This window comes from Larkinella arboricola, assembly GCF_003259745.1.
Taxonomy (GTDB): domain Bacteria; phylum Bacteroidota; class Bacteroidia; order Cytophagales; family Spirosomataceae; genus Larkinella; species Larkinella arboricola.
Map to the genome: position 1 here is coordinate 18,301 of NZ_QLMC01000003.1, position 18,987 is coordinate 37,287.

General features: G+C 50.2%; 17 protein-coding genes. 6 read left to right on the forward strand and 11 right to left on the reverse strand.

Features of this window, described 5'->3' with window-relative positions; all coding sequences use genetic code 11:
- Nucleotides 1-3: 3 nt before the first annotated feature.
- Entirely contained in the window at nt 4-2,466 is a 2,463-nt protein-coding gene (locus LX87_RS11475; RefSeq protein ID WP_170139350.1) for a PKD domain-containing protein, read from the reverse strand.
- A 754-nt stretch (nt 2,467-3,220) separates the two neighbouring features.
- Here LX87_RS11475 and LX87_RS11480 point away from each other — a divergent pair.
- The gene (locus LX87_RS11480; protein WP_111628391.1) at nt 3,221-3,889 is read left to right on the forward strand and encodes a YdcF family protein; all 669 of its coding nucleotides are present in this window, start codon (nt 3,221-3,223) and stop codon (nt 3,887-3,889) included.
- A 267-nt stretch (nt 3,890-4,156) separates the two neighbouring features.
- Here the strand turns inward: LX87_RS11480 and LX87_RS11485 are convergent, their stop codons facing one another.
- A complete protein-coding gene (locus tag LX87_RS11485) occupies nt 4,157-4,615 on the reverse strand; it encodes a hypothetical protein (protein ID WP_111628392.1) in 459 nt (152 codons plus the stop codon).
- Nucleotides 4,616-5,018: 403 nt separating this feature from the next.
- Here LX87_RS11485 and LX87_RS28575 point away from each other — a divergent pair, with 403 nt between their 5' ends.
- On the forward strand, nt 5,019-5,300 hold the full coding sequence (locus LX87_RS28575) for a hypothetical protein (RefSeq protein WP_146624480.1): 282 nt from the start codon (nt 5,019-5,021) through the stop codon (nt 5,298-5,300).
- Between the two features lie 58 nt (nt 5,301-5,358).
- On the opposite strand, the gene LX87_RS11490 is transcribed toward LX87_RS28575, so the two are convergent.
- Together LX87_RS11490 and LX87_RS11495 are read right to left on the reverse strand one after the other, a co-directional pair.
- Nucleotides 5,359-5,610, reverse strand: a complete 252-nt coding sequence (locus LX87_RS11490) for a hypothetical protein (protein WP_111628393.1) — start codon at nt 5,608-5,610, stop codon at nt 5,359-5,361.
- 317 nt (nt 5,611-5,927) lie between these two features.
- Nucleotides 5,928-6,410 (reverse strand): response regulator, encoded by a 483-nt coding sequence (locus LX87_RS11495; protein ID WP_111628394.1) that lies wholly within the window; start codon nt 6,408-6,410, stop codon nt 5,928-5,930.
- Between the two features lie 220 nt (nt 6,411-6,630).
- Between LX87_RS11495 and LX87_RS11500 the strand changes: the two genes are divergently transcribed.
- A complete protein-coding gene (locus LX87_RS11500; RefSeq protein ID WP_111628395.1) occupies nt 6,631-7,899 on the forward strand; it encodes a sensor histidine kinase in 1,269 nt (422 codons plus the stop codon).
- Here the strand turns inward: LX87_RS11500 and LX87_RS11505 are convergent.
- Both LX87_RS11505 and LX87_RS11510 read right to left on the reverse strand, forming a co-directional pair.
- On the reverse strand, nt 7,896-8,411 hold the full coding sequence (locus LX87_RS11505; protein ID WP_111628396.1) for a hypothetical protein: 516 nt from the start codon (nt 8,409-8,411) through the stop codon (nt 7,896-7,898). The genes LX87_RS11500 and LX87_RS11505 overlap by 4 nt on opposite strands.
- A gap of 159 nt (nt 8,412-8,570) precedes the next feature.
- Nucleotides 8,571-9,530, reverse strand: a complete 960-nt coding sequence (locus LX87_RS11510) for an MBL fold metallo-hydrolase (protein WP_111628397.1) — start codon at nt 9,528-9,530, stop codon at nt 8,571-8,573.
- A gap of 165 nt (nt 9,531-9,695) precedes the next feature.
- On the opposite strand from LX87_RS11510, the gene LX87_RS11515 reads away from it, so the two are divergent.
- Nucleotides 9,696-10,724 (forward strand): 3-hydroxyacyl-CoA dehydrogenase family protein, encoded by a 1,029-nt coding sequence (locus tag LX87_RS11515; RefSeq protein ID WP_111628398.1) that lies wholly within the window; start codon nt 9,696-9,698, stop codon nt 10,722-10,724.
- On the opposite strand, the gene LX87_RS11520 is transcribed toward LX87_RS11515, so the two are convergent.
- The 3 genes from LX87_RS11520 to LX87_RS11530 form a co-directional block, all read right to left on the reverse strand.
- Nucleotides 10,721-11,044 (reverse strand): hypothetical protein, encoded by a 324-nt coding sequence (locus LX87_RS11520; RefSeq protein WP_111628399.1) that lies wholly within the window; start codon nt 11,042-11,044, stop codon nt 10,721-10,723. The genes LX87_RS11515 and LX87_RS11520 overlap by 4 nt on opposite strands.
- A 106-nt stretch (nt 11,045-11,150) precedes the next feature.
- Nucleotides 11,151-12,086 carry a DUF4249 domain-containing protein gene (locus tag LX87_RS11525; protein ID WP_111628400.1) on the reverse strand — a complete coding sequence of 312 codons (936 nt, stop codon included), beginning with the start codon at nt 12,084-12,086 and terminating at the stop codon, nt 11,151-11,153.
- A 55-nt stretch (nt 12,087-12,141) separates the two neighbouring features.
- A complete protein-coding gene (locus tag LX87_RS11530; RefSeq protein ID WP_229310635.1) occupies nt 12,142-14,538 on the reverse strand; it encodes a TonB-dependent receptor in 2,397 nt (798 codons plus the stop codon).
- 695 nt (nt 14,539-15,233) lie between these two features.
- Between LX87_RS11530 and LX87_RS11535 the strand changes: the two genes are divergently transcribed.
- Complete coding sequence (locus LX87_RS11535) at nt 15,234-15,860, forward strand: sugar transferase (RefSeq protein WP_111628401.1); 627 nt, start codon at nt 15,234-15,236, stop codon at nt 15,858-15,860.
- Between the two features lie 115 nt (nt 15,861-15,975).
- A complete protein-coding gene (locus LX87_RS29370; RefSeq protein WP_111628402.1) occupies nt 15,976-16,344 on the forward strand; it encodes a LytR/AlgR family response regulator transcription factor in 369 nt (122 codons plus the stop codon).
- A gap of 1,932 nt (nt 16,345-18,276) precedes the next feature.
- Here the strand turns inward: LX87_RS29370 and LX87_RS11550 are convergent.
- On the reverse strand, nt 18,277-18,630 hold the full coding sequence (locus LX87_RS11550; protein WP_111628404.1) for a hypothetical protein: 354 nt from the start codon (nt 18,628-18,630) through the stop codon (nt 18,277-18,279).
- Nucleotides 18,631-18,659: 29 nt separating this feature from the next.
- On the reverse strand, nt 18,660-18,899 hold the full coding sequence (locus LX87_RS11555; protein ID WP_111628405.1) for a hypothetical protein: 240 nt from the start codon (nt 18,897-18,899) through the stop codon (nt 18,660-18,662).
- Between the last annotated feature and the right edge of the window lie 88 nt (nt 18,900-18,987).

Consider the following 18,987-nt stretch of genomic DNA (forward strand, 5'->3'; position numbering starts at 1 on the left):
TACTTATTGGGTTTTGATCACCTTGAAGTGCTGTGTGGCTTTGCCCTGGCCGACTTGCAACAGGTACAGACCCGGAGCCAGCCGGCTACTCGGCTCAATGAGCTGCTCATCTTGCACAGCATCGGACTCAAAGACTGTGCGGCCTGAGAGATCGTAGAGTACTACTGGCTGCTGACCCGCATTCCTGATCCGAAACGAGTCGGTGAACGGATTGGGATATACCAGTACCTCTTCAGCATTAGCCGGGACGCTCACTCTAGCCAGCGATGCCTGTCTGACCACCCGGAAGCTGATCGTTAACGGCGTACCTGCCTGTCCACTGGCTGAGGCCCCCGTGTAAGCCGTCCCTGTCAGCGTGTAAGTGCCTAAAGCCGGCGTCCAGTTGTTGTAGTCTCCATCCTTATCCCCCCAAAGCGCATAGGGTGCCCCCGTCTCGGTCTGCGTGTGTTTCTGCTGACCCGAGAGCACCATCCTGACCGAGCCGACTGTGGCCGGAGAGGTGTTGGCCCGAATGTTCAGGTTGCGGGGTAGGGTGGCCAGGTTAATCACTTCATTATTGATCAGGGTCCGGATGGGCTGATCCGTGTCGGCATTCATCAAGCTAAAGCTCACCACCGAAGGCCCGGCGCTGGGGCCGGGAGCCACCCGTACCGTTACGTCATCGTAGGCCGTCGCACCGGGCTGATCGCGCACCGTCAGCCGGAAGACATACGTGCCAGCCGCCAGATTGCTCGCCGTCAGGCTGACCGAGGTAGGACTGCTCAGGTTGGCCGTGTTGGGTCCGCTGCGCTGGGTCCACAGGTAGGTCAAGGCCCCGCCCTCGGGATCACTCGAAGTGGACCCGTTCAAGGTCACGCTGTTGGTGGGAAGCGTAATGGTCTGATCGGCCCCTGCCCGAGCGACGGGTGGCTGGTTGGTTTGGTTGACCAGCGTAAAGTTCAGCGTCATCGGCGTACCCATAAGCCCACTTCCCCCCGCTCCCAGGTAGGGGGTGGCCCTCAGCGAGTATGAACCTATCTTTAGGTTCCAGGGATCGTAGTTGCCGTTGTCGTCGCCAAATAGGCTGTAAGGCGCACTGGTTTCGATTTTTGAGTAGGTCATGCTGCCACTGAGGGAGAAGACCACTGAGCCCACATTAGCTGGCGTGGTGTTGGCCCGGATGGTCAGCCGGCTGGTGGGCAGTTGGGCCAGGTTGATGACCTCGCCTTCTGAGAGGGTCTTAATCACCTGATCGGTGTTGGCATTGATCAGCTCAAAGCTAGTCGTACTGCCCGCTTGGGCTTCCACGGTCGTTTGGTCACTGGCCTGACAACCACCCGAGGTCGTCACCGTGACCGAGTAGAGGCCCGGTGCCGTAACGGTGGCCGTGTTAGGCGTACTGCCGGGGGTGGTCCCGCTGCTGAAGCTGTAGCTAGCCCCCGCAATCTCGGTAGCCGTTAGCGTCACCGTGGATTGGCTGGCCGATAGCGGTCCGTTGGAGGTGAGCGTGACGGCTGGACGGGGATGGACCGTCAGCGAAAAGGGATCGGAGGTCTGGGCGGAGACCAGGTTGGTGACCTGAACGGTGTAGTGGCCACTGCTGGCGGGCTGCAGGTCCGTTAACAACAGGGTTGCGGTGGTGGCCGAGGAGACATCGGTGATGGCCGCGCCGTCTTTGTACCACTGGTAGTGAGGATCGGTGCCGGTGGCGATCACCGACAGGCTTACCGTGTCGCCGGCGCAGCGCCCGGCGCTGGCGGGGGGTTGGTGGGTGATCTGGATGGGAATTGGGTTGCATTGTCCCTCGATCTGCTGGGGGGAGTTGCAGCCGGCTGCGTTATTGGAAACAAAGACGCTGCCCGGGTGACTGGCCAGGTACTGACAGATGGGCTGAATGGCACATTGGCTCAACTGGGGATTATAAACAATTTGAAGCTCACCACCGATACCGGTCAGGTTGCTTAAGGCACTGATATCGGTCAGTTTGTCATTTAAATTAATCTTCAGAACACCCGAAATAGCCGTCAGGTTATCCAGGCCCGTTAGACTGACCAGTAGCGGATTATAAACAATGTTGAGATCACCGCTAATGCTCGTCAGCTGGCTTAAGGCACTGATACTGTTCAGATGATTATTGAAATAAATTGACAAATAACCCACAACAGCGGTCAAGTTATCCAGACCCGTTAGACTGCCTAGGTTCCCATTATAACCGATTTCGAGGAAACCACCAATGGTCTGCAAATTACTAAGCGGACTCAGGTCAACAATGTCGTCACCCCTTATGAGTAAGCCTCCGGGCAGATTCGAACAGCCGGGGGGGAATTGGTTGACATCGGCCTGACTAACCAGGATTACATCGCCCGAGGGGCACTGGCCCCAGCAGGGCATGGACAGGCCGCCCAGGGCTATCACCAAGGCCAACCAGCCGCGGATGACCCGGTAAGAGGGGGCTAACAAAGCAGAACGAAGTGTAGTGATCAGCATACAGAGAATAGGGAAAGGGTGAGAGAAAAAAGATACCGGCAAGGAAGCCGTCCAGAGCCCCCTGGCGAGTTTAGCCCAGGGGGCTCTGGGTGGTAATCGTGGGCGGGTAAAATTCATCGCTGGTCGGGCCAATAGCTAACACATTTGAACCATTTCTAGCTCATTTGAACCATTTTAGCCCGGTGGCAGGCCCAAAAACCTTGATAACCCCGCGCCGGGGTCTAGCTTCAGGCTATGTTAGCTGCAAAACCACATGACGCATTCGGTCCCGTAACGCCTGGTCTACGGATGGCCTGCGAGGCTTTTGCCGGCCTAGGATAACACTCACCTACTGGTGGCGGGGCGATTAGAAATAGGTGAAATAGGCTATTGAGAAGTCATGAAATCTAATAGTGTACTATAAAAAATGGGTCGGAGGAACCACCCACCCGACCCTGACCAAACCAAGTTACCTATAATGGCACTCGATCTAAAGTAAATATACACCCTATCGTAAGGAATAAGCAAATATTTTTTGATTCGTCCCCTATTCCGTCCCCCACTATATTGATATCATTATAATATCCAATAAGACAGCATCTTACGCATTAAAGTTCAACTCCCGTAGGAGGCTCTTCAAAACCACTCATTCGCGAATGAGTGGTTTTCTTTTTATATGGACGCTACCAGGCACCTGGCCCTGTGTTCCGTCCTAACCTTTCCTTATTTTTACGGCTTTATAACAATCAGCAACGCACAAAGCTGCCTTTCCTGTATGGCTCAGATTCCCGCTTCCATTCATAACCTGGCTAAAATTTTATGGAATTACCACCGGCTTGATCAGCCCCTTGAACCTGCCGACGCCATTCTGGTCCTGTGTAGCTACGATAAACGGGTTGCCGAACGGGCCGCTCAGCTTTGGCTCGACGGATGGGCTCCGCTGCTTATTTTTTCCGGTGGTCTGGGCGTTATTACCCGTGCCCTGTGGAGCGAACCCGAAGCCGATCAATTTGCCCAGATCGCACTAAACATGGGCGTTCCGGCTGAGGCTATCCTCATTGAGAACCAGTCGACCAATACCGGCGAGAATGTCATTTTCACCCGGCAGCTTCTGGCAGAGCGTAACCTCGATCCGGCCAGTTTCCTGCTGATTCAGAAACCGTACATGGAGCGACGGAGTTACGCCACGTTCCGAAAAGTCTGGCCCGAAAAATTAGCCCGGGTTACCTCCCCGCAGGTTTCCTACGAAGAATACCTGCACAGTTATTCAAACCCGGATCTGTCGCCGGAACAGATCATCCATATCATGGTAGGCGACTTACAGCGCATCCGGGAATATCCCGAAAAAGGATTCCAGATTCCGCAGGAAATACCGCAGGAGGTTTGGGAAGCGTACAAAACCCTGGTGAACGCCGGTTACAACCAGCATTTGATTAAGGAATAAGCCCTGCTTGATCTCCCAACTGGCGCAATTTAGCTTTCAGCCTAGTAAGTAATGAGCTTATTAAAAACGGCCGGGTCAGTAACCCGGCCGTTTCGCGTAGCTGTTGTCGATCCTATATTTGTCCTTAAAAACAGAGACCGAAATACGTAGGACTATAAAAACTAAAACAGTGAGTTAACGGCCTCCAACGACCTCTACAGGCTGTAAAAGAATGACCGCAGCCATAGGCTGGCTGCGGTCATTACGTATCACCAATCAACCATTTGTTTACTGCGGAGAACCGCTGTCCGGGGTTTTATTTCCCCGTTTATTAGCGCGCTTCGTCTTTTTGTTTGTATCCGTTCCCGACATGGTTCCCTGGCTGCTCGTACCAGAAGTAGTCGAACCGGAGTTTAGCTGCGTATCCGACTGCTGTCCTGACTGCTGACCCGAACGCTGATCGCGGCTTTGCTGACCGGTGGTACCTGTACCCGTACCGGATGTACCCATCGTTCCCGAGGTATTCTGGCTATTTGTGCCCGATTGAACTCCCGTTCCGGTCTGCCCGCTGGTACCGGTCGTTCCAGTCTGTTCGCTGGTGCCCGTTGTTCCGGTCTGTCCGCTGGTGCCGGTCTGTTGCTGAGTGGAAGTTGATGAACTACTTCCGGTTCCGGATGTTGACTGTGCTTGCGCCTGAATTGTAGTCATTGCTACGATCATCGCTGCCACCATTACTACCTTTTTCATCGCTATTGAAACTACAATATTTTAAAGTGAATAATCCCCTTAACGTGCATTCACTTAAGTAAGTCTCTAAAAGCCAGGAAAGAATGAGGATTCGGTCTCGGCGAAACAAAATAGCCTCTCCGGGTAAATATAGACTATGGGGTTGTACCTGGGCCAGATTCTCATTCGTCTGGCCTAAAACCGTCTCTATCCGCAGACAGACGGTTTTAGCAGGTACTTTTTGATTATCAGAAAACCGATGGTGTCGTACTGCCCTTACTTGTGCTCTCGGCGGCAGCGGGTCTGCTAACCCTGATTGTGGAGGTTACGGAAAAGAAAACCGGCCCTAAAAAAACAAAAAACAGAAAACGGAATTAATAAAACCGTGATAACAATACTACCCTCAGATAACGGTTGGGAAGCAGTGCCTCCCACAACCAGTGACCCCAAACAACGGATTCAACGGATCATTCTGGACTATTACCAATCTATCCCCTTTGAACCGACCCCGCCTGATTTTACGGAATGGCTACAAACTATATCCCCGGCGGAACGCGAGCTATACCAATGGATGGGGCTGGACACGTGTCGGTCCATGCTGGCTTTTCGACGGTATTGTTTTCGGAAATGGGGACACCGGCTGGAGCCCTATCTGGCAGAACGGCTTTCGCTGGAGGATTTCCGATTCTGGCTGACGATGGAATAATGCCTCCCTGATCGACCTGAAACAATCGGGTCGCGTTTAGACTGTAATCCGGTGGGTTTTATGAATTCAGAATTTGCTGATACTGATTTTGTAACTCCTTTAGCTGATTGCTAATCGGATTACCGTCAAAGGCCTCAAGCGGCAACTCAAACCGTTTTCCGTCATCCTCCTGCATCCAGGCGCAGAGCAGTTGGTAGCCCGTAGCAACAAAGTCGTTCAATACATCCAGGTGATGTTCCAGCCGGGAAGAACAGAAACTATGGCAATCCAGATTGCCTTCTGAAGATAGAGCCGAAAAGTAAAGCCACATAAGGTGAGTACTGTTTAAAATGCTGCAACGACAACTACCCAACATCGAACTGCATAGCTTAGTAAATACAACTAACAGTCGATAAACGTTCAAAAACGAAACCCAGCTTAACCTCCTGGACCTTATCGTTTTGCCGTCTTTGTTTCAGGTAACATACGGTTATGTTAAACAGAGCAAAACCAGTGCCACTTTATCAGTAACCCTGGTTACGGCTATTCTTGCAGCTTTTTTACATCCCGCACAGTCGCCCTTTGATGGGGTTTCGGCGGCCTTATTCCGGAAGCGCCTGTAAACGGTTATTGACGCCCGTTCGATGCTTACTGGAACGAACGGCTTTCGGGCAGCCGAACGGCGTCCCACCAGTATTCAGACAGGGTTTGAAAACAAGTCTGCCAGGCTCTTAAATCGGTGGGTTTGGTCAGATAGGAAGACGCTCCCCGGTCATAAGATTCAACAATATCGGCGGGGTCCGACGAATGACTTAACACCACTACGGGTATCAGGCTGACCGGTGCGGGCTGATTTTTGACATTTTCCAGAAACTGCCATCCCTGTTGCCGCGTAGGAAGGTACAAATCCAGTAAAACAACCTGTGGCAACGGAGTTCCCATATCCTGAGCGTTCTGCAAATACGAAAGAGCCTGTTCTGCATTAGAGACTCTAACTGCGACCGGCAAATCAAAGCTTTCGTTAATGGCATTCTGAATAATAGTCCAGTGATCCAGACTGTCTTCAATGATCAGAATCCTGGCTTTTCTGGGTTTACTGGCCGCCGTCTTCGCTGTCTCGGAATGGCTCATGGTCTCATTTTCGTGTTTAACCGCACTAAATTAATAGAACGCCCTGAATATAATGCTAAAGGCTATTTTCTTATCAGCTAAAGCCGGTAAACTGGCCGAAAACAAGATAATTTTGGGTCCCCCAAGCTTTTTATAAAACAACAGGAGGTATTTTGAATGTTATCCTCATCGACATTAACAAACATCTGGTTAAAGTTAGAAATTTATTTACGCTTTTCCAATGAGTAATTCAAACAACACTTCCCTGACGGCTTTAGCGGCTTACCTGGCCGCCCGGCGGGAGGCCTTGCTGAATAATTGGCGGACAATTTGCGAAACAGACACAAGTATTCACACCGTTAGCGGCATGAGCCGTGAAGAATTTAACAACAAGGCCCCTTTCATGCTCAATGGCCTCGAACAGCGCCTGTGCCAGAAGCCATCTGACATCGACATCAAGCTGATGGCCAGCGAGCACGGCCTGCACCGCTGGCAAAAGGGATACACATTACACGAACTGTTGTCGGAAATGAACCATCTGAGCCAGCTTGTACGGGACGAACTCCGCAAATACTGGCAACGGTTTCCTACAACCGATATGGGCCTGATTGCCCAGTCTTATGATCTGGTGGCCTGGTTTAGCCTGCAAAGTATCAATGGCAGTGTCGAGCAGTATACCGAATTGCAGCGCATGGCGGCCAGCAGTCGAACGGAAGCCCTACAGAAAACCCTCAACGAACTGGAACACCTGTCCCGGCAACGGGGGGATTTATTACGAACCTCTTCGCACGACCTGCGCAGTGGGTTTGGGGTTGTTAAAGGAGCGGCTTCGTTACTGGAACTGGGGGGTAAATCGGACGCGGAGCGAAAAGAAATGCTGGAGATGCTGAACCGCAACCTTAGCAGTGTTCATCAGTTAGTAATCCAGTTGATGGATCTGGCCCGCCTGGAAGCAGGGCAGGAATCGATCACGATGCAACGATTTGACGTTAGTGAACTGCTTTATTCGCTGGTACAAACGTATCAGCCCATGGCCGAAGAACGGGGTCTGATGCTTCAGGCAAATGGACCGGCGAAGCTGATGATTGATGGTGACCCCATTCAATTGCAGCGAATTGTGCAGAACCTCGTCCTGAATGCACTGACCCATACGAAATCCGGTTTTATCTCCGTATCGTGGACGAACGAAGATGGCCAGCGCTGGATCATGAGCGTACAGGACTCTGGACCGGGCCTCGTCAATCAGCAACCCGGGTCATTTGCGGAAGTCTTAGCTCCCACCGTCGAATCTACGTCCGCTTTTGGCCTTTCCTCTCCGGAAGTCGATGTACGGGAAGCCGCCACCATCAACGCCCCCAAAACAGCTTCCTCGGGCGAAGGCATCGGTTTATCAATCGTCAAACAATTGTGTGAATTAATGGGGGCCAGCCTGGAAATTGAAACCCAACGGGGTCAGGGCACGTTATTCCGCATTCGTATGCCGATTTATCGCAATCCGCCCGGTAGCTAAACGTCAGCCTTCCGGAAAAGTACGGTTTGGTAAGCCGCCTGCGCCTGGGCTAAAAGGTGTGTATAGCGGTCAACCAACCTCTGATAACGTTCCATCAAACGGGCCTTATAAGGCCCGTTTGGCATTTCTTTTCTGGTCGTTCTGAGCAGTTCCTGCATTTGGCTAAGCGTGTCCTGAAGTTGTTCCACCCGCGTTTGTCGGAGGGCCAGCAAACGGGGAAACCAGTCGGCGTCCGGTTCCCGCTCCTTACTGACCTCACGGATGGGCTGGGCCAGAATTAACTCCCAGTCCTGTTTCAGCGCCCGAACCGGTGCCGATAAAGGCGATTCGTCAAACACCTCGGTGGGTAGTTCGATGCGACCACCTTCGTCGGTTACCAGGGCACTGATGGGTTGATCTCCCTGCCGAACAATACCATTCAGGATATCAAACGCCGTTTCGAACTCATCGATCTGGCAGAAAAAACGTCGCCACTGCCGTTGCCGGTCAATAGCCGTTATGGTAAGCATCATACGTGAATCCATCGGAAAGCTTTTGGGGCTAACGTCGCTCCATCCATTAAAGATACGCGGGTATCCATCAAACAGGCGATTTAATAAGGATACGGCCTAAAATAATTTTATCCGGCTACAGGTTGATTACAGACGCCTGACGGAGGCATTCGCGCGACGTTAAAATTCCAGCAACCTCCCCTGCTCTGGAAAGATCAGTTTTACATTTAGTTTATTAGCCTCCCTAAGCTGCTTCTGGATCAGTTCCTGGTTGTTGCCGGTCGGTTTTATGTGTGTAATCACCACCGGAAAACCGTTCAGCGCGTCGGCTCCGGTCAATTTACTGAGAGCCGTTAACTCATGCATCAGCCAGTTGGGTGTTAGATGCCCGTAAAGCTGGTTGTCGGGTTGTTCGTTGGGGTACGAAACTTCCATAAAAACAGCTTTCAGGCTTTTTGACTGAATCAACGGAGCAACCGCCTGCCAGAGTTGGGCTATATTCTTCGATTTTTCGATGAGATCGGGGCCGGTATCGCCCAGGTATAAGGCGTAATTCGCCCCGCTTTTCACCAAAAAGGCCGCACTCTGGTAGGCAACTCCGTGACTCAGCGGAAACGCCCGTACGCTCATCCCGGTCGCTTCGAGCGGCACTTCAGTTTCCGGTGCTACAACCGTATAACGGTATTTATTCAGCACCGGCTGATCACCTTCGTTGGCCATATTCGGCCAGCTTTTCCAGTTGAAATAATTCTTTTTCAGGACATCAATGCAACCGGCCATCGCATAAATTGGCTTACGGGCATCGTCCGTCGAGTTGATGATTAAACCCGCCAGATGATCCAGGTGGGCATGACTGATCAGATAAGCTTTGATATATTCTTTCAGAACCGTTTCCGGGCTAACAGAAAAGACGCCGTTCCGGACGGCTTTCTGTATTCCGGCATGAAGCGTTCCGGCATCCAGACAAACGTACGTGTCTGTCCCCTGCGCAGCCAGCAGATAAGCCGAGAGATTGCTCTCGTCAAGACCGCCCCTGACACCGAGCGGCACCACTTTAAAGGCCGTTGCCGACGGTTTTTGGGCACAGACAGGTGAGAAAAATGAAACCAGAAGAAAACAAAGGAGCAGTCGGGTGGGCATACAGCAGGTGAATTAAACGTTAAAACTACGGCTTTCCCGCTGCCAATTCAAGAAACCTTACCCGCCCCATTCTTTTGGTAAATGTGAACGATGGGAAAGTATAATCCAAGCCGTTATCGTCTTTCTGGCAGTAGAAAACCGTGTTCTGAACGCTAAATTAAAAGAATGACAACAGAAAGTAACGAGCCCTTTTCAACCGGCCCCGCCCAGGTAACGGCTGGCGTTGTAGGACTGGGACTAATGGGATGCAGCATTGCCACCTGTCTGCTGATGGCCGGTCATCCGGTGGTGGCCGTAGCTCCAATACCGTCTGATCTGGAAACTGCCGAACCCCGCGTTCGCGAACACCTCCGCAAGTCGTTTGACGAAGGACTGTGCCCGGAGCAACCCGACTTTTACCTGAAAAACCTGACGGTTACCGACGACTATGGTTTGCTGCAAAACGCCCGGCTGGTCATTGAATGCACGCTGGAAGACCTCTCCATTAAAAAACAGGTTTACCAGAAAATTGAAGCCGCCGTATCCCCCCAAACGGTTATCACCAGCAACACATCGGCCATTCCGATCAGTGTATTACAACAGCAGACGGCTCGTCCGGAACGGTTTCTGGGGCTGCACTGGGCCGAACCGTCGCATACGACCCGTTTTCTGGAGATCATCTGCGGAGATGCCAGCGACCAGCGGCTTGCCGAATGGCTTTATGAACTATCGCACCATTGGGGCAAAGAGCCTACGCTGGTGCGCAAAGACATCCGGGGTTTCATTACCAACCGGCTGATGTACGCCCTCTACCGGGAGGCTTTTTATCTGGTGGAAAATGGGTACGCTTCCATCGATGATGTCGACCGGGCGTGCCGCAACAATGCGGGCTACTGGATGACGTTAGTAGGAATTTTCCGGTGGATGGACCTAACCGGTGTCCCGGCGTATCATGCCGTCATGAAGGACCTGTTTCCTACCCTCAATACGAGCACAGAAGTGCCCAAACTCATCGACGACCTCGTCAAAAGCGGTGGCAAAGGTGTTCAGAACGCCCACGGTTTCTACGACTACACACCGGAAGAGGCTCACCTTTGGCGCGAAACATTCGAAGAGTTTAGCTACGAAATTCGGCGTCTGGCCCTGAAATACCCGGTTGATGTGGTAAAAAAGAAAGTAGCCGCCCGAAAAGAAAGCGATACCCCGACGCGTTAACGGCTTCCCGCAACTACACCCAAGCTGCCTAACTTATGGCTCAATTTAGTAAGTAATCCCTGCACCGAACCAAACCAGAACTCCGTCCAGTTCAGAGAAGGCTGAGGCTCTTTTTGCAGCAGCGTATCGAGGGAATGGTTGCGATTACTGTGGTAAACAAGCGAATCATCACACACCCGCACAACGGATAAGGTGTGATTTTTACGAACTTGACCGCTGGTAATCAGACTTGCCAGATGCTCCCGGGCTTCGTCTTCGGTGCTGGTATACGTCAGAATGGAGGTCGTACCATTGTAGTGAACAGCGATGTAATTATTCATAGTTTTTATTGTTTTGAGAAACGATAGGCAATATTAACAACTTTTAGGTATTTATACGCAACAAATTTTGATAAAATTATTTACATCGTCCGAAATGGACTAAATGTTATTTTAAGGTCACGGTTAAAAAGGTTTGATTGTAAGCCGCAAAACACCCTAAGCCGCCCTGAATTGTGTTTGTGAGTAAAACCGGCTCGGCAAACGGGTTGCTATCTGACCTTTTCTGTAATTCCAGCGCCTGATGGTATTTGTAGTAGGCTTCATCCACATTCAGCAAGGCGGCTTTTACAGTCGCTTTCTCATAAAGACTCGCAAAACTCCGTTCAGTGGACAAGGTTGCGGACGTTTTTGCCTGATTCAGAAGGCCCCGGTACGACTCCAGCCGCTTACCATCCCGGGCCTGATCGGATAGCAGTGTGTTTCGATGACCGGCAGATTCAAAAAGTACGGAAACGGTTTGGACTTCAGGTTTCGCCCTGCTGTCCGTTTTACAGGCAGGGCACGGTTTGGCGTAGGCAAACAGGCCGGCGGTCTGGTAATAATTTGTCGTTCGGGACTCATCCTGCCAGTAATACCGGACAAAGTACTGTTTCTGGCGATTCACATCCTCGACCGAATCAAGTCGTACCTCCTGCAATCGGGCGGGCTGTGGAACCGTACAGGTACCCAACGCTTTTAAACCGGCGGGCGTTTGGGCCGTTATCCGGTAGGTTTCGCCCGCCCGAATCGGAAACTTCTTCGGGTCGGCCTGAAAATATTCGGACTTCCCGCTGTATCGAAGCTGAATGGACCGGTCTGCGCTGGACAGAATCACCGTTGCATCCTTAGCAATACCGTAGTTTTTGGTGTAGTTAGCGTCCGTAACCGGTCGGGTGATGTTTACTTTTACAGCCAATACCGTGTCCTGGGGGGAAATAAACCCAATAATTACCAGCTTTTTTTCAATAGCGCCCAGGCTGGCAGGATCAATTTCCTGACGCATACTTTCGCAACCGGAGCACAAGAGAATGAGGAGCAGAAATACACTGTAAATCCGTTTCATGATGATGTAAAAAGTAAGACAGAGAATGAGGTACTACAAAGCAATCAACGCGTACTCAGAACGTAAAACGATAACTGACGGTGGGAATGACCGGAAAGAGCGAATACCGATAGAGTACCGATTTGGACGCAATTCCTTCGGAGCCTCCTTTGCCTTCCAGCGAATAATAAAACGGATTGCGCCGGTTGTAAGCATTATAAACGCTTAACTCCCAAATGTTTTCCCACGACTTTCGCCGGGTATGGAACTGTAGACTGACGTCCATACGGTGATAGGGCTCGGCCCGGAAGCTGTTTTTTTCGCCGTAATCTTTCACATTCCGGGTGTCGATAAACGGGTTGGCAGCAGGAGTCGTCGTGTGCTCCGGATTATTGGCGCTGGCGTAATAGCGCGCCAACGGCACGGTTAAAGCCTGACCGGTGCCGTAGACCCAGGTACCAGACACATTTATGCGTTTGCTCAACTCATAAACCGCCACCAGCGACAGATCATGCCGACGATCGTAGCGGGGAAAAAACCGGCGTCCTCCGTTCAATTCCGCAAACTGCCACTGCGTCCACGACAGCGTGTAGCCAATCCAGCCCGATAACCGACCCGTTTTCTTTTGAAGCATTACTTCCCCTCCGTACGACCAGCCCCGGCCAGCCGTTACGTTGTCTTCCCAACGGGCCTTGTCGCCGGTTGCCGTGATATCCGTAACCAGAAAATTGGCCCCTTCCCGGTAGCTAATGTTGTTCTTCATGGTCTTGTGATACCCCTCAACCGTCAGGGTTATATCGGAGTTAATGTCTTTGACGACCCCCAGGGCTATCTGCTCCGACTGTTGTGGCTTGACGCGATCGGTCGTTGGCACCCAGAGGTCCGTTGGCAACCCAACGCCCGTATTTGACAGCATGTGTACATACTGGTTCATCTGGGCGTAGGCTCCCTTGAGGGTCCAGTCGCCGGGCAGTTTGTAGCCAACCGACAAACGGGGCTCGGGCCGCGCGTACTGAGTCTGTTTGTGCCAGAAGTAGCTCAGCCGCAGTCCGGCGTTGATCCGCCAGCGATCGGTGGGCTGCCAGAAATCTTCCACATAAGCACCTGATTCAACAACCTGGATGGCCTGATCGGAAGTCCGGCTCAGGCTGGCGGCTTGGGATTCGGCGGTTACAACCGCGCTGGGTGTAAACCGATGCGGGGTTATCTGAAAACCAAAACGAAGCTGATGTCCTGAACCGGCATACAGGTCCCAATCCTGCTTGAGGGATAGATCCCGAATGCTCGACAGATACTCCAGACGAAGAATCGCGCCCGGCTGGCCTGGAGCTTCCGCCGTTACCGTCTCTTCGCTCACAACCCGCATACGGTATTGACTGAAAATCAAAGCTGTATGAGCCGATGTACGATTCGAAAACCGGTGGGTCCAACGCAGCGTACCCGTGGTATTGCCCCAGTTAAGACCGGCATCCAGTACCTGCTTGTCATAAGTCTGCTGGCTCCTAAACTGATCCGAACCCGTATAACCGCTTACGTACACATGATCGCGCGCGCCCAGATCAAACGAGAGTTTGGCGTTGTAATCCCCAAATCCCGAACGGGAGGGCAGATCCGATACCGGGCGCGGTGATAAAAGTTGGGTCAGTGCCCCCAGATAACACTGCCGGGCCGAGAGCAGAAACGAAGATTTGCCTTTCTGCAACGGTCCTTCCAGCGTAAAACGCGAAGCAATCAACCCAATACTGCCCGTGCCGTGCAGGTCATGCCTGTCGCCTTCCTTCATGCTCATTTCGATCACCGACGACAGACGCCCCCCGAAACGGGCCGGAAAACCGCCTTTGGTCAACTCCACCTGCTTCAGCGCATCGCCATTAAAAACCGAGAAGAAACCCAATAGGTGGCTGGGGTTGTACACAACGGCTTCATCGACGGTGATCAGGTTCTGATCCGGTCCTCCACCCCGCACATAAACACCCGCATTGCCTTCCGAGCCTTTCTGCACACCGGGCATTAACTGGAGGACTCTCAACACGTCTTTTTCTCCCATCAAAGCCGGTATTTTGTTTAGCTGTTCGATTGGCAGCTGGATCTGGCTCATCTGGGCCAGGTCGCTACCCTTCTGAAGGGGTGCCTGTGCTTTAATTGCCACTTCGTTCAGCGTTTGTCCCGGTATCAGGTAGACATCCAGGGGTTGCGGGCGATGCGAAGAGATTGTGCGGGTAACGGTCTGGTAGCCGACGGAGGAAAAGGTAATGGTGAGGCTATCCCTGGCTGGCAGTGCCAGGGTGTAATAACCGGCGTTATTGGTAACCGTACCTAACCGATGATCACGTACATAAACGTGAACGCCCTGGAGCGGTTCCTGAGTGGTTATTTCCCTGACTGAGCCCGAAAATAACACTGGAGCTTGTGCATGCGCGGCAATAGATACCAGCACAAGCGCAAAGCCTGCAAGGGTAGCAATTCTTTTCAAAGTATAAATTAAGACAGAGAATAAGCAATTTCACTCAACACAATATAAGTGAAATTGACAGACATATTTATTGTTAACCGCTAAAAAATCCAGGTATTGGAGATCATAGTTATTATACGGATACGAAGAACCCCATAACTATCTGATTCACACAATAATATTACATATGAAAATAGGATAATTTACCAGTAACCGTAAAAATAATTACTTCGTAACAAGCAATAACCCGACCAATTCGCCTAAAAATTACCAATAGTTTATTGACCGAGGCACGAAGCTATACCAGTTACTACTACTCAATAAACCGTATAAATTTTGGGGCATCGGTGTAACTACGTCGGAAAATAAAGTAGCGTTATATTCTATAAGGCGAAGAATAGAACTGTGCGAGCGACAAATAACCATTGAATCACTTTTAAGATAACTAGTTGTCAACGTACGCCCCAAAGACTATTATTGTCTGATAAAAGGACTCAAAGAACGCTAACAGTGAGCGTCTTCAGAAGCAACCAATCGCCAGCTTCTGGTGCTTTTATCGACTATATCCACACTTATTTTCCGCTCTGTCGTAGAAATAGAAGTTTTCTCAATTCGAGTTTCCGGAAACCTTCTGTCGGTTAAATACCCCATAAACAGCAATTGCCTACGGTATTCCCCGGCGGAATCCATTAAGTTACGCTTAACGCTCAACGTGCATGATTAGCCTTGATTCGGGAGTTTATACGCTTCCGTCTCCTACCAATTACAATCCAGAAGCCTTTCCGTCGCAAGTTGGGAAACGGATGTTTGACCTTGCTGTTACCTTTCTGGCCCTGATATTGGTTCTGGTTTGGGCAGTACCCTTACTTGCTCTGGCCATTCGTCTTACTTCTCAAGGCCCCATTTTTCTCGTCCAGCTGCGTACAGGCCGTCATGGTCGTCCTTTTCGCTATCTTAAATTTCGTACAACTTCCTGTAAACCTGAAGCAGGGCTTTCTACGATGATGTCGTATCAGTCGACGCAGGTAACGGCTTTGGGTCGGTTTCTTGGCACGACTCACCTGGATCAACTACCGCTGTTTTTCACTGTTCTGACCGGCGATATGAGCATTGTTGGCCCCCGCCCTCATACACTGCAATTCGACGCTCAACACTGGGCCATACCGGGTTACCGGGACCGGTATCGGATGCGGCCCGGAATCCTGTGCCTTTCCCAACTGCGCACCCGACGGCCTCACTCCGATCAGATAAAAAATGAAATCCGTTACAATCACTGGTACATGAACCGGTATTCGCTGGGCCTGGATAGTAAAATCTGCTGGTGGCGACTAACCGGCCGCTAAAACGATGACCGCATAATTAACAGACAAAAAGAGCCGTTGCTAATGAGTGAAAGTAGTAACATAATGGCATAGAGTTTGCTACCGTAAAGAAAGTTATGATTCAACATTACTTTCTATGAATAGCACACGTACCAGCGTTAAAGTTCGGGACCGAAGAGGGAGAGCGATTACAATTTCGGCTAAACAAATTCTTTTCTTTGAAGGATGGAGCAATTATAGCCGCATTTTTCTTAATAAACAGACTAGTTTTGTCTCAAGTTACACGCTGAAAGAACAGCAGGAGTACCATCCGAGCTTCTGGCGAATTTCAAGGTCTTATTTGGTCAACCCGGAACATATTGTCCACATGGACTTACACGACATGCACAATAGCTGGGTCGAATTATCAGACAGCACCCGACTTCCGGTTAGCCGTCGAAGAGTAAAATCTATTGTCTTACTGGCCAAGTTTTTCACTTCGCCCCTCTCTCAGGTTGCTGAATAACGGGCCATGCAGGTTAACGACTAGGATACGCTTCCTTAACTGGTCAAGTGGGCCTTCAACATAAGCTTAGAGCGCATAACCATTCCAGCAGAATGGCATTAGAAATGAAATGTTCGGATTAATAACTTCACTGAATTAGTTTAGAGCGGATGCACAACTAGCCACTTGCCTTCTTTCAGTATATGGCTTGTTAACTGGTCTGTCTCAAAAACGGTGTAAGATTTTTTCTTCTCCCAGATAGCGTGTTGCTTATTTATAACGATTACTTTTCGTTTGCCCCTTTGGAACATAACCGGTCTGCTCCGGTCTTATTCGATTCTGCACTGATCCGTTAAAAAAGTGCTCAAGGCACGCTCCTGTAAACAGCACGCAAAACGGCTATTCCCTGAAACACTGCGTATAATGGAACAAAACAAGTTCCTGCAAACGAGCTTGTAACGGAATCTTAAAGTATGATGGATGCACAGAGTTGGCTCATCTTACAATAAGCAAAAACTTATGCGGATAAAACTTCGACCGTATACTGATAAAATAGAAGTAACATGGATAAGGTAGTTAAGAAAAAAACCAGTCAATTGACTGGTTTTTTCTTGTTATCTAACCTGATTCCTCCGGTATGACCGGTAAAGACATATGAATTTAGTTACCATAAATCAATTGAAACCCTTTTGTAAACATCCGACTAGCTATATCGGGCGAAACAACTAAAAATGCGCTTTTATCCCGGGCAACAATCTGTGCGTTGAGGCCCTCCATAAAGAATTGATTAGCACAACTGATTGCTTGAGGCAAGCTCGTAAAACAACATGACGACAAGTGATTACGTGCCAGAACAGGTGCCATAAGGGCCGAAGCCTCTGTGATTTCATTCATTAAATTAAGTACAGTTACGGTGGACAATTCAAAGATAGCAACAAAATTACTAAGTAAGTAATACTACTTAACAATGTTAGTATACGGCTTTTTGCTATTGACAAAAAAAGCGCTAAAACAGCCCGCAATAAGGATTTCTACCAGACCATCAAATATATTTTCCTATTTCAGAACATATCAATTTTGAGTAATCTTGTCTTATAATCTGCTTAGATTCCATTCTAAAAATTTTAAATCTGGCCTGCATAGGCACAAAAAAGCCTGCTCTCAACGAAAGCAGGCTTTCCGATAAATCCAGGTTATTTATTGTCTTACGAGAGTATTAGTGGTTAATGATCTTCAGCGTACGCATCAGCTCTTCTCCCTGTTGAATCTTCAGTCGATACCGTCTGGCTGGTAGCCCAATGATGGCATATAAAGGACTGCTTTTTCAGCCCCAACGGGCGGGTTAGGATCCGAAATAGGCAGTCGTTGCCCGGATGCCGAAAGAATCGTGACTCGATGCAGAACGTAGCCGTTCAGGTGATGTTGCCAGCAGTCTGCTTTCCAGCTGATCGCGAAACGGGTAAGTCCACCCGTTCGCTTCGGCCGACTCCGCCGACAACCGTGCCAACAACAGACAAGTCAGCATCCCGGGTGCATCCTTAAATGTATATGAACGGTTCAAAACCCCGGCGCTGATCTCGCGCGGTCTGTTCTTTTTCAAACTCGGCGGAGTTGTAAAACAGTAGGCTTGATTTCCTGTTTCTTTGCCAGCACTCACTAAATCCATTCTAAAAATAGTTCGACAGTCAAGAGGGTATTTAGCCGATCCCAAACCCAGCCTCAGGTATCTCTCACAATGGTAAGCATCAAGGTATCCCTCAACGTTACCGGTTCGCTTGATCATGGGCGGAGTTTCGTTAACCGTCAGTTGAAATAGCCTTTTGGATACGACGCTGGACGGATCAGCCGCGGAATTGGCCAGCGCATAAACTCCTGCTGCTATAGCTACACCATTGATCGTGCCAGTTTCGTCCGAAAAGAGCAAACAGGGCATAATTCCGACCAATTTGTAAGTTAACGGTATTTTTGGGTAGCTATAAACGGCGGCAGGTTGTACAAAAATGCCTGTTCAATCGCGTAACGGAATGGGTTGCCTACCGCTGTGGGCTGGTCGGTCAGAAGCTGATTTAGAGTCGGTGGCTCCTTCCGGAGCAGATCTCCGTCGATTTGGATGTGTACGGGCTGACTATACCGCTGATTCCGGTGCTTCTGCGCAATCGAATCCAAAATGGCACTACCGACGGTTGGCACCGTGTTCGTACCATACGTTATAAAACGCAATAGCTGCACCGGCCGACCTGGTGCAGCGGCAAACAGTAGTATAAATAAATAGCCAAGAATCAGCCGGACAAAGGCGATACCACCCATAGACCTTGGCGGATCGGGAATGGGTCGGGTTAGTACGCCTTGCCCCGCTCAAGTTGCTCCTGAACAGCCTTAGCAAAAGCGACCTTATCGTTTTTTTTAAACTGCTCAACAGGCTTCCTTTTGGAAGGAGGATTAAAATTCTGGTTGATGGTCTGACAGGCACCCCAGATTTCCGGATTCAGTCTGATTTTGTACTGGCGAAGGGGCGTATCCACGCTGAACCACAGGCTGATGATGTTATTAACGGTTGGCTTAATACGAGCACTCATGATAAATGGAATGGAATAAGTCGGTTTACTAATTATGATACAAAGATATTTAGGGACCGGATTGTTTACCAAAGCCTTCTGTATCAGC

Excerpts from the sequence above, each read along its gene's own strand:
- LX87_RS11515 (WP_111628398.1), top strand. The coding sequence starts at position 9,696 with ATGACAACAGAAAGTAACGAGCCCTTTTCAACCGGCCCCGCCCAGGTA.
- LX87_RS11535 (WP_111628401.1), top strand. The coding sequence starts at position 15,234 with ATGATTAGCCTTGATTCGGGAGTTTATACGCTTCCGTCTCCTACCAAT.
- LX87_RS11550 (WP_111628404.1), bottom strand. The coding sequence starts at position 18,630 with ATGGGTGGTATCGCCTTTGTCCGGCTGATTCTTGGCTATTTATTTATA.
- LX87_RS11525 (WP_111628400.1), bottom strand. The coding sequence starts at position 12,086 with ATGAAACGGATTTACAGTGTATTTCTGCTCCTCATTCTCTTGTGCTCC.
- LX87_RS29370 (WP_111628402.1), top strand. The coding sequence starts at position 15,976 with ATGAATAGCACACGTACCAGCGTTAAAGTTCGGGACCGAAGAGGGAGA.
- LX87_RS11495 (WP_111628394.1), bottom strand. The coding sequence starts at position 6,410 with ATGAGCCATTCCGAGACAGCGAAGACGGCGGCCAGTAAACCCAGAAAA.
- LX87_RS11475 (WP_170139350.1), bottom strand. The coding sequence starts at position 2,466 with ATGCTGATCACTACACTTCGTTCTGCTTTGTTAGCCCCCTCTTACCGG.
- LX87_RS11555 (WP_111628405.1), bottom strand. The coding sequence starts at position 18,899 with ATGAGTGCTCGTATTAAGCCAACCGTTAATAACATCATCAGCCTGTGG.
- LX87_RS11500 (WP_111628395.1), top strand. The coding sequence starts at position 6,631 with ATGAGTAATTCAAACAACACTTCCCTGACGGCTTTAGCGGCTTACCTG.
- LX87_RS11480 (WP_111628391.1), top strand. The coding sequence starts at position 3,221 with ATGGCTCAGATTCCCGCTTCCATTCATAACCTGGCTAAAATTTTATGG.
- LX87_RS11510 (WP_111628397.1), bottom strand. The coding sequence starts at position 9,530 with ATGCCCACCCGACTGCTCCTTTGTTTTCTTCTGGTTTCATTTTTCTCA.
- LX87_RS11485 (WP_111628392.1), bottom strand. The coding sequence starts at position 4,615 with ATGAAAAAGGTAGTAATGGTGGCAGCGATGATCGTAGCAATGACTACA.
- LX87_RS11490 (WP_111628393.1), bottom strand. The coding sequence starts at position 5,610 with ATGTGGCTTTACTTTTCGGCTCTATCTTCAGAAGGCAATCTGGATTGC.
- LX87_RS11505 (WP_111628396.1), bottom strand. The coding sequence starts at position 8,411 with ATGATGCTTACCATAACGGCTATTGACCGGCAACGGCAGTGGCGACGT.
- LX87_RS11520 (WP_111628399.1), bottom strand. The coding sequence starts at position 11,044 with ATGAATAATTACATCGCTGTTCACTACAATGGTACGACCTCCATTCTG.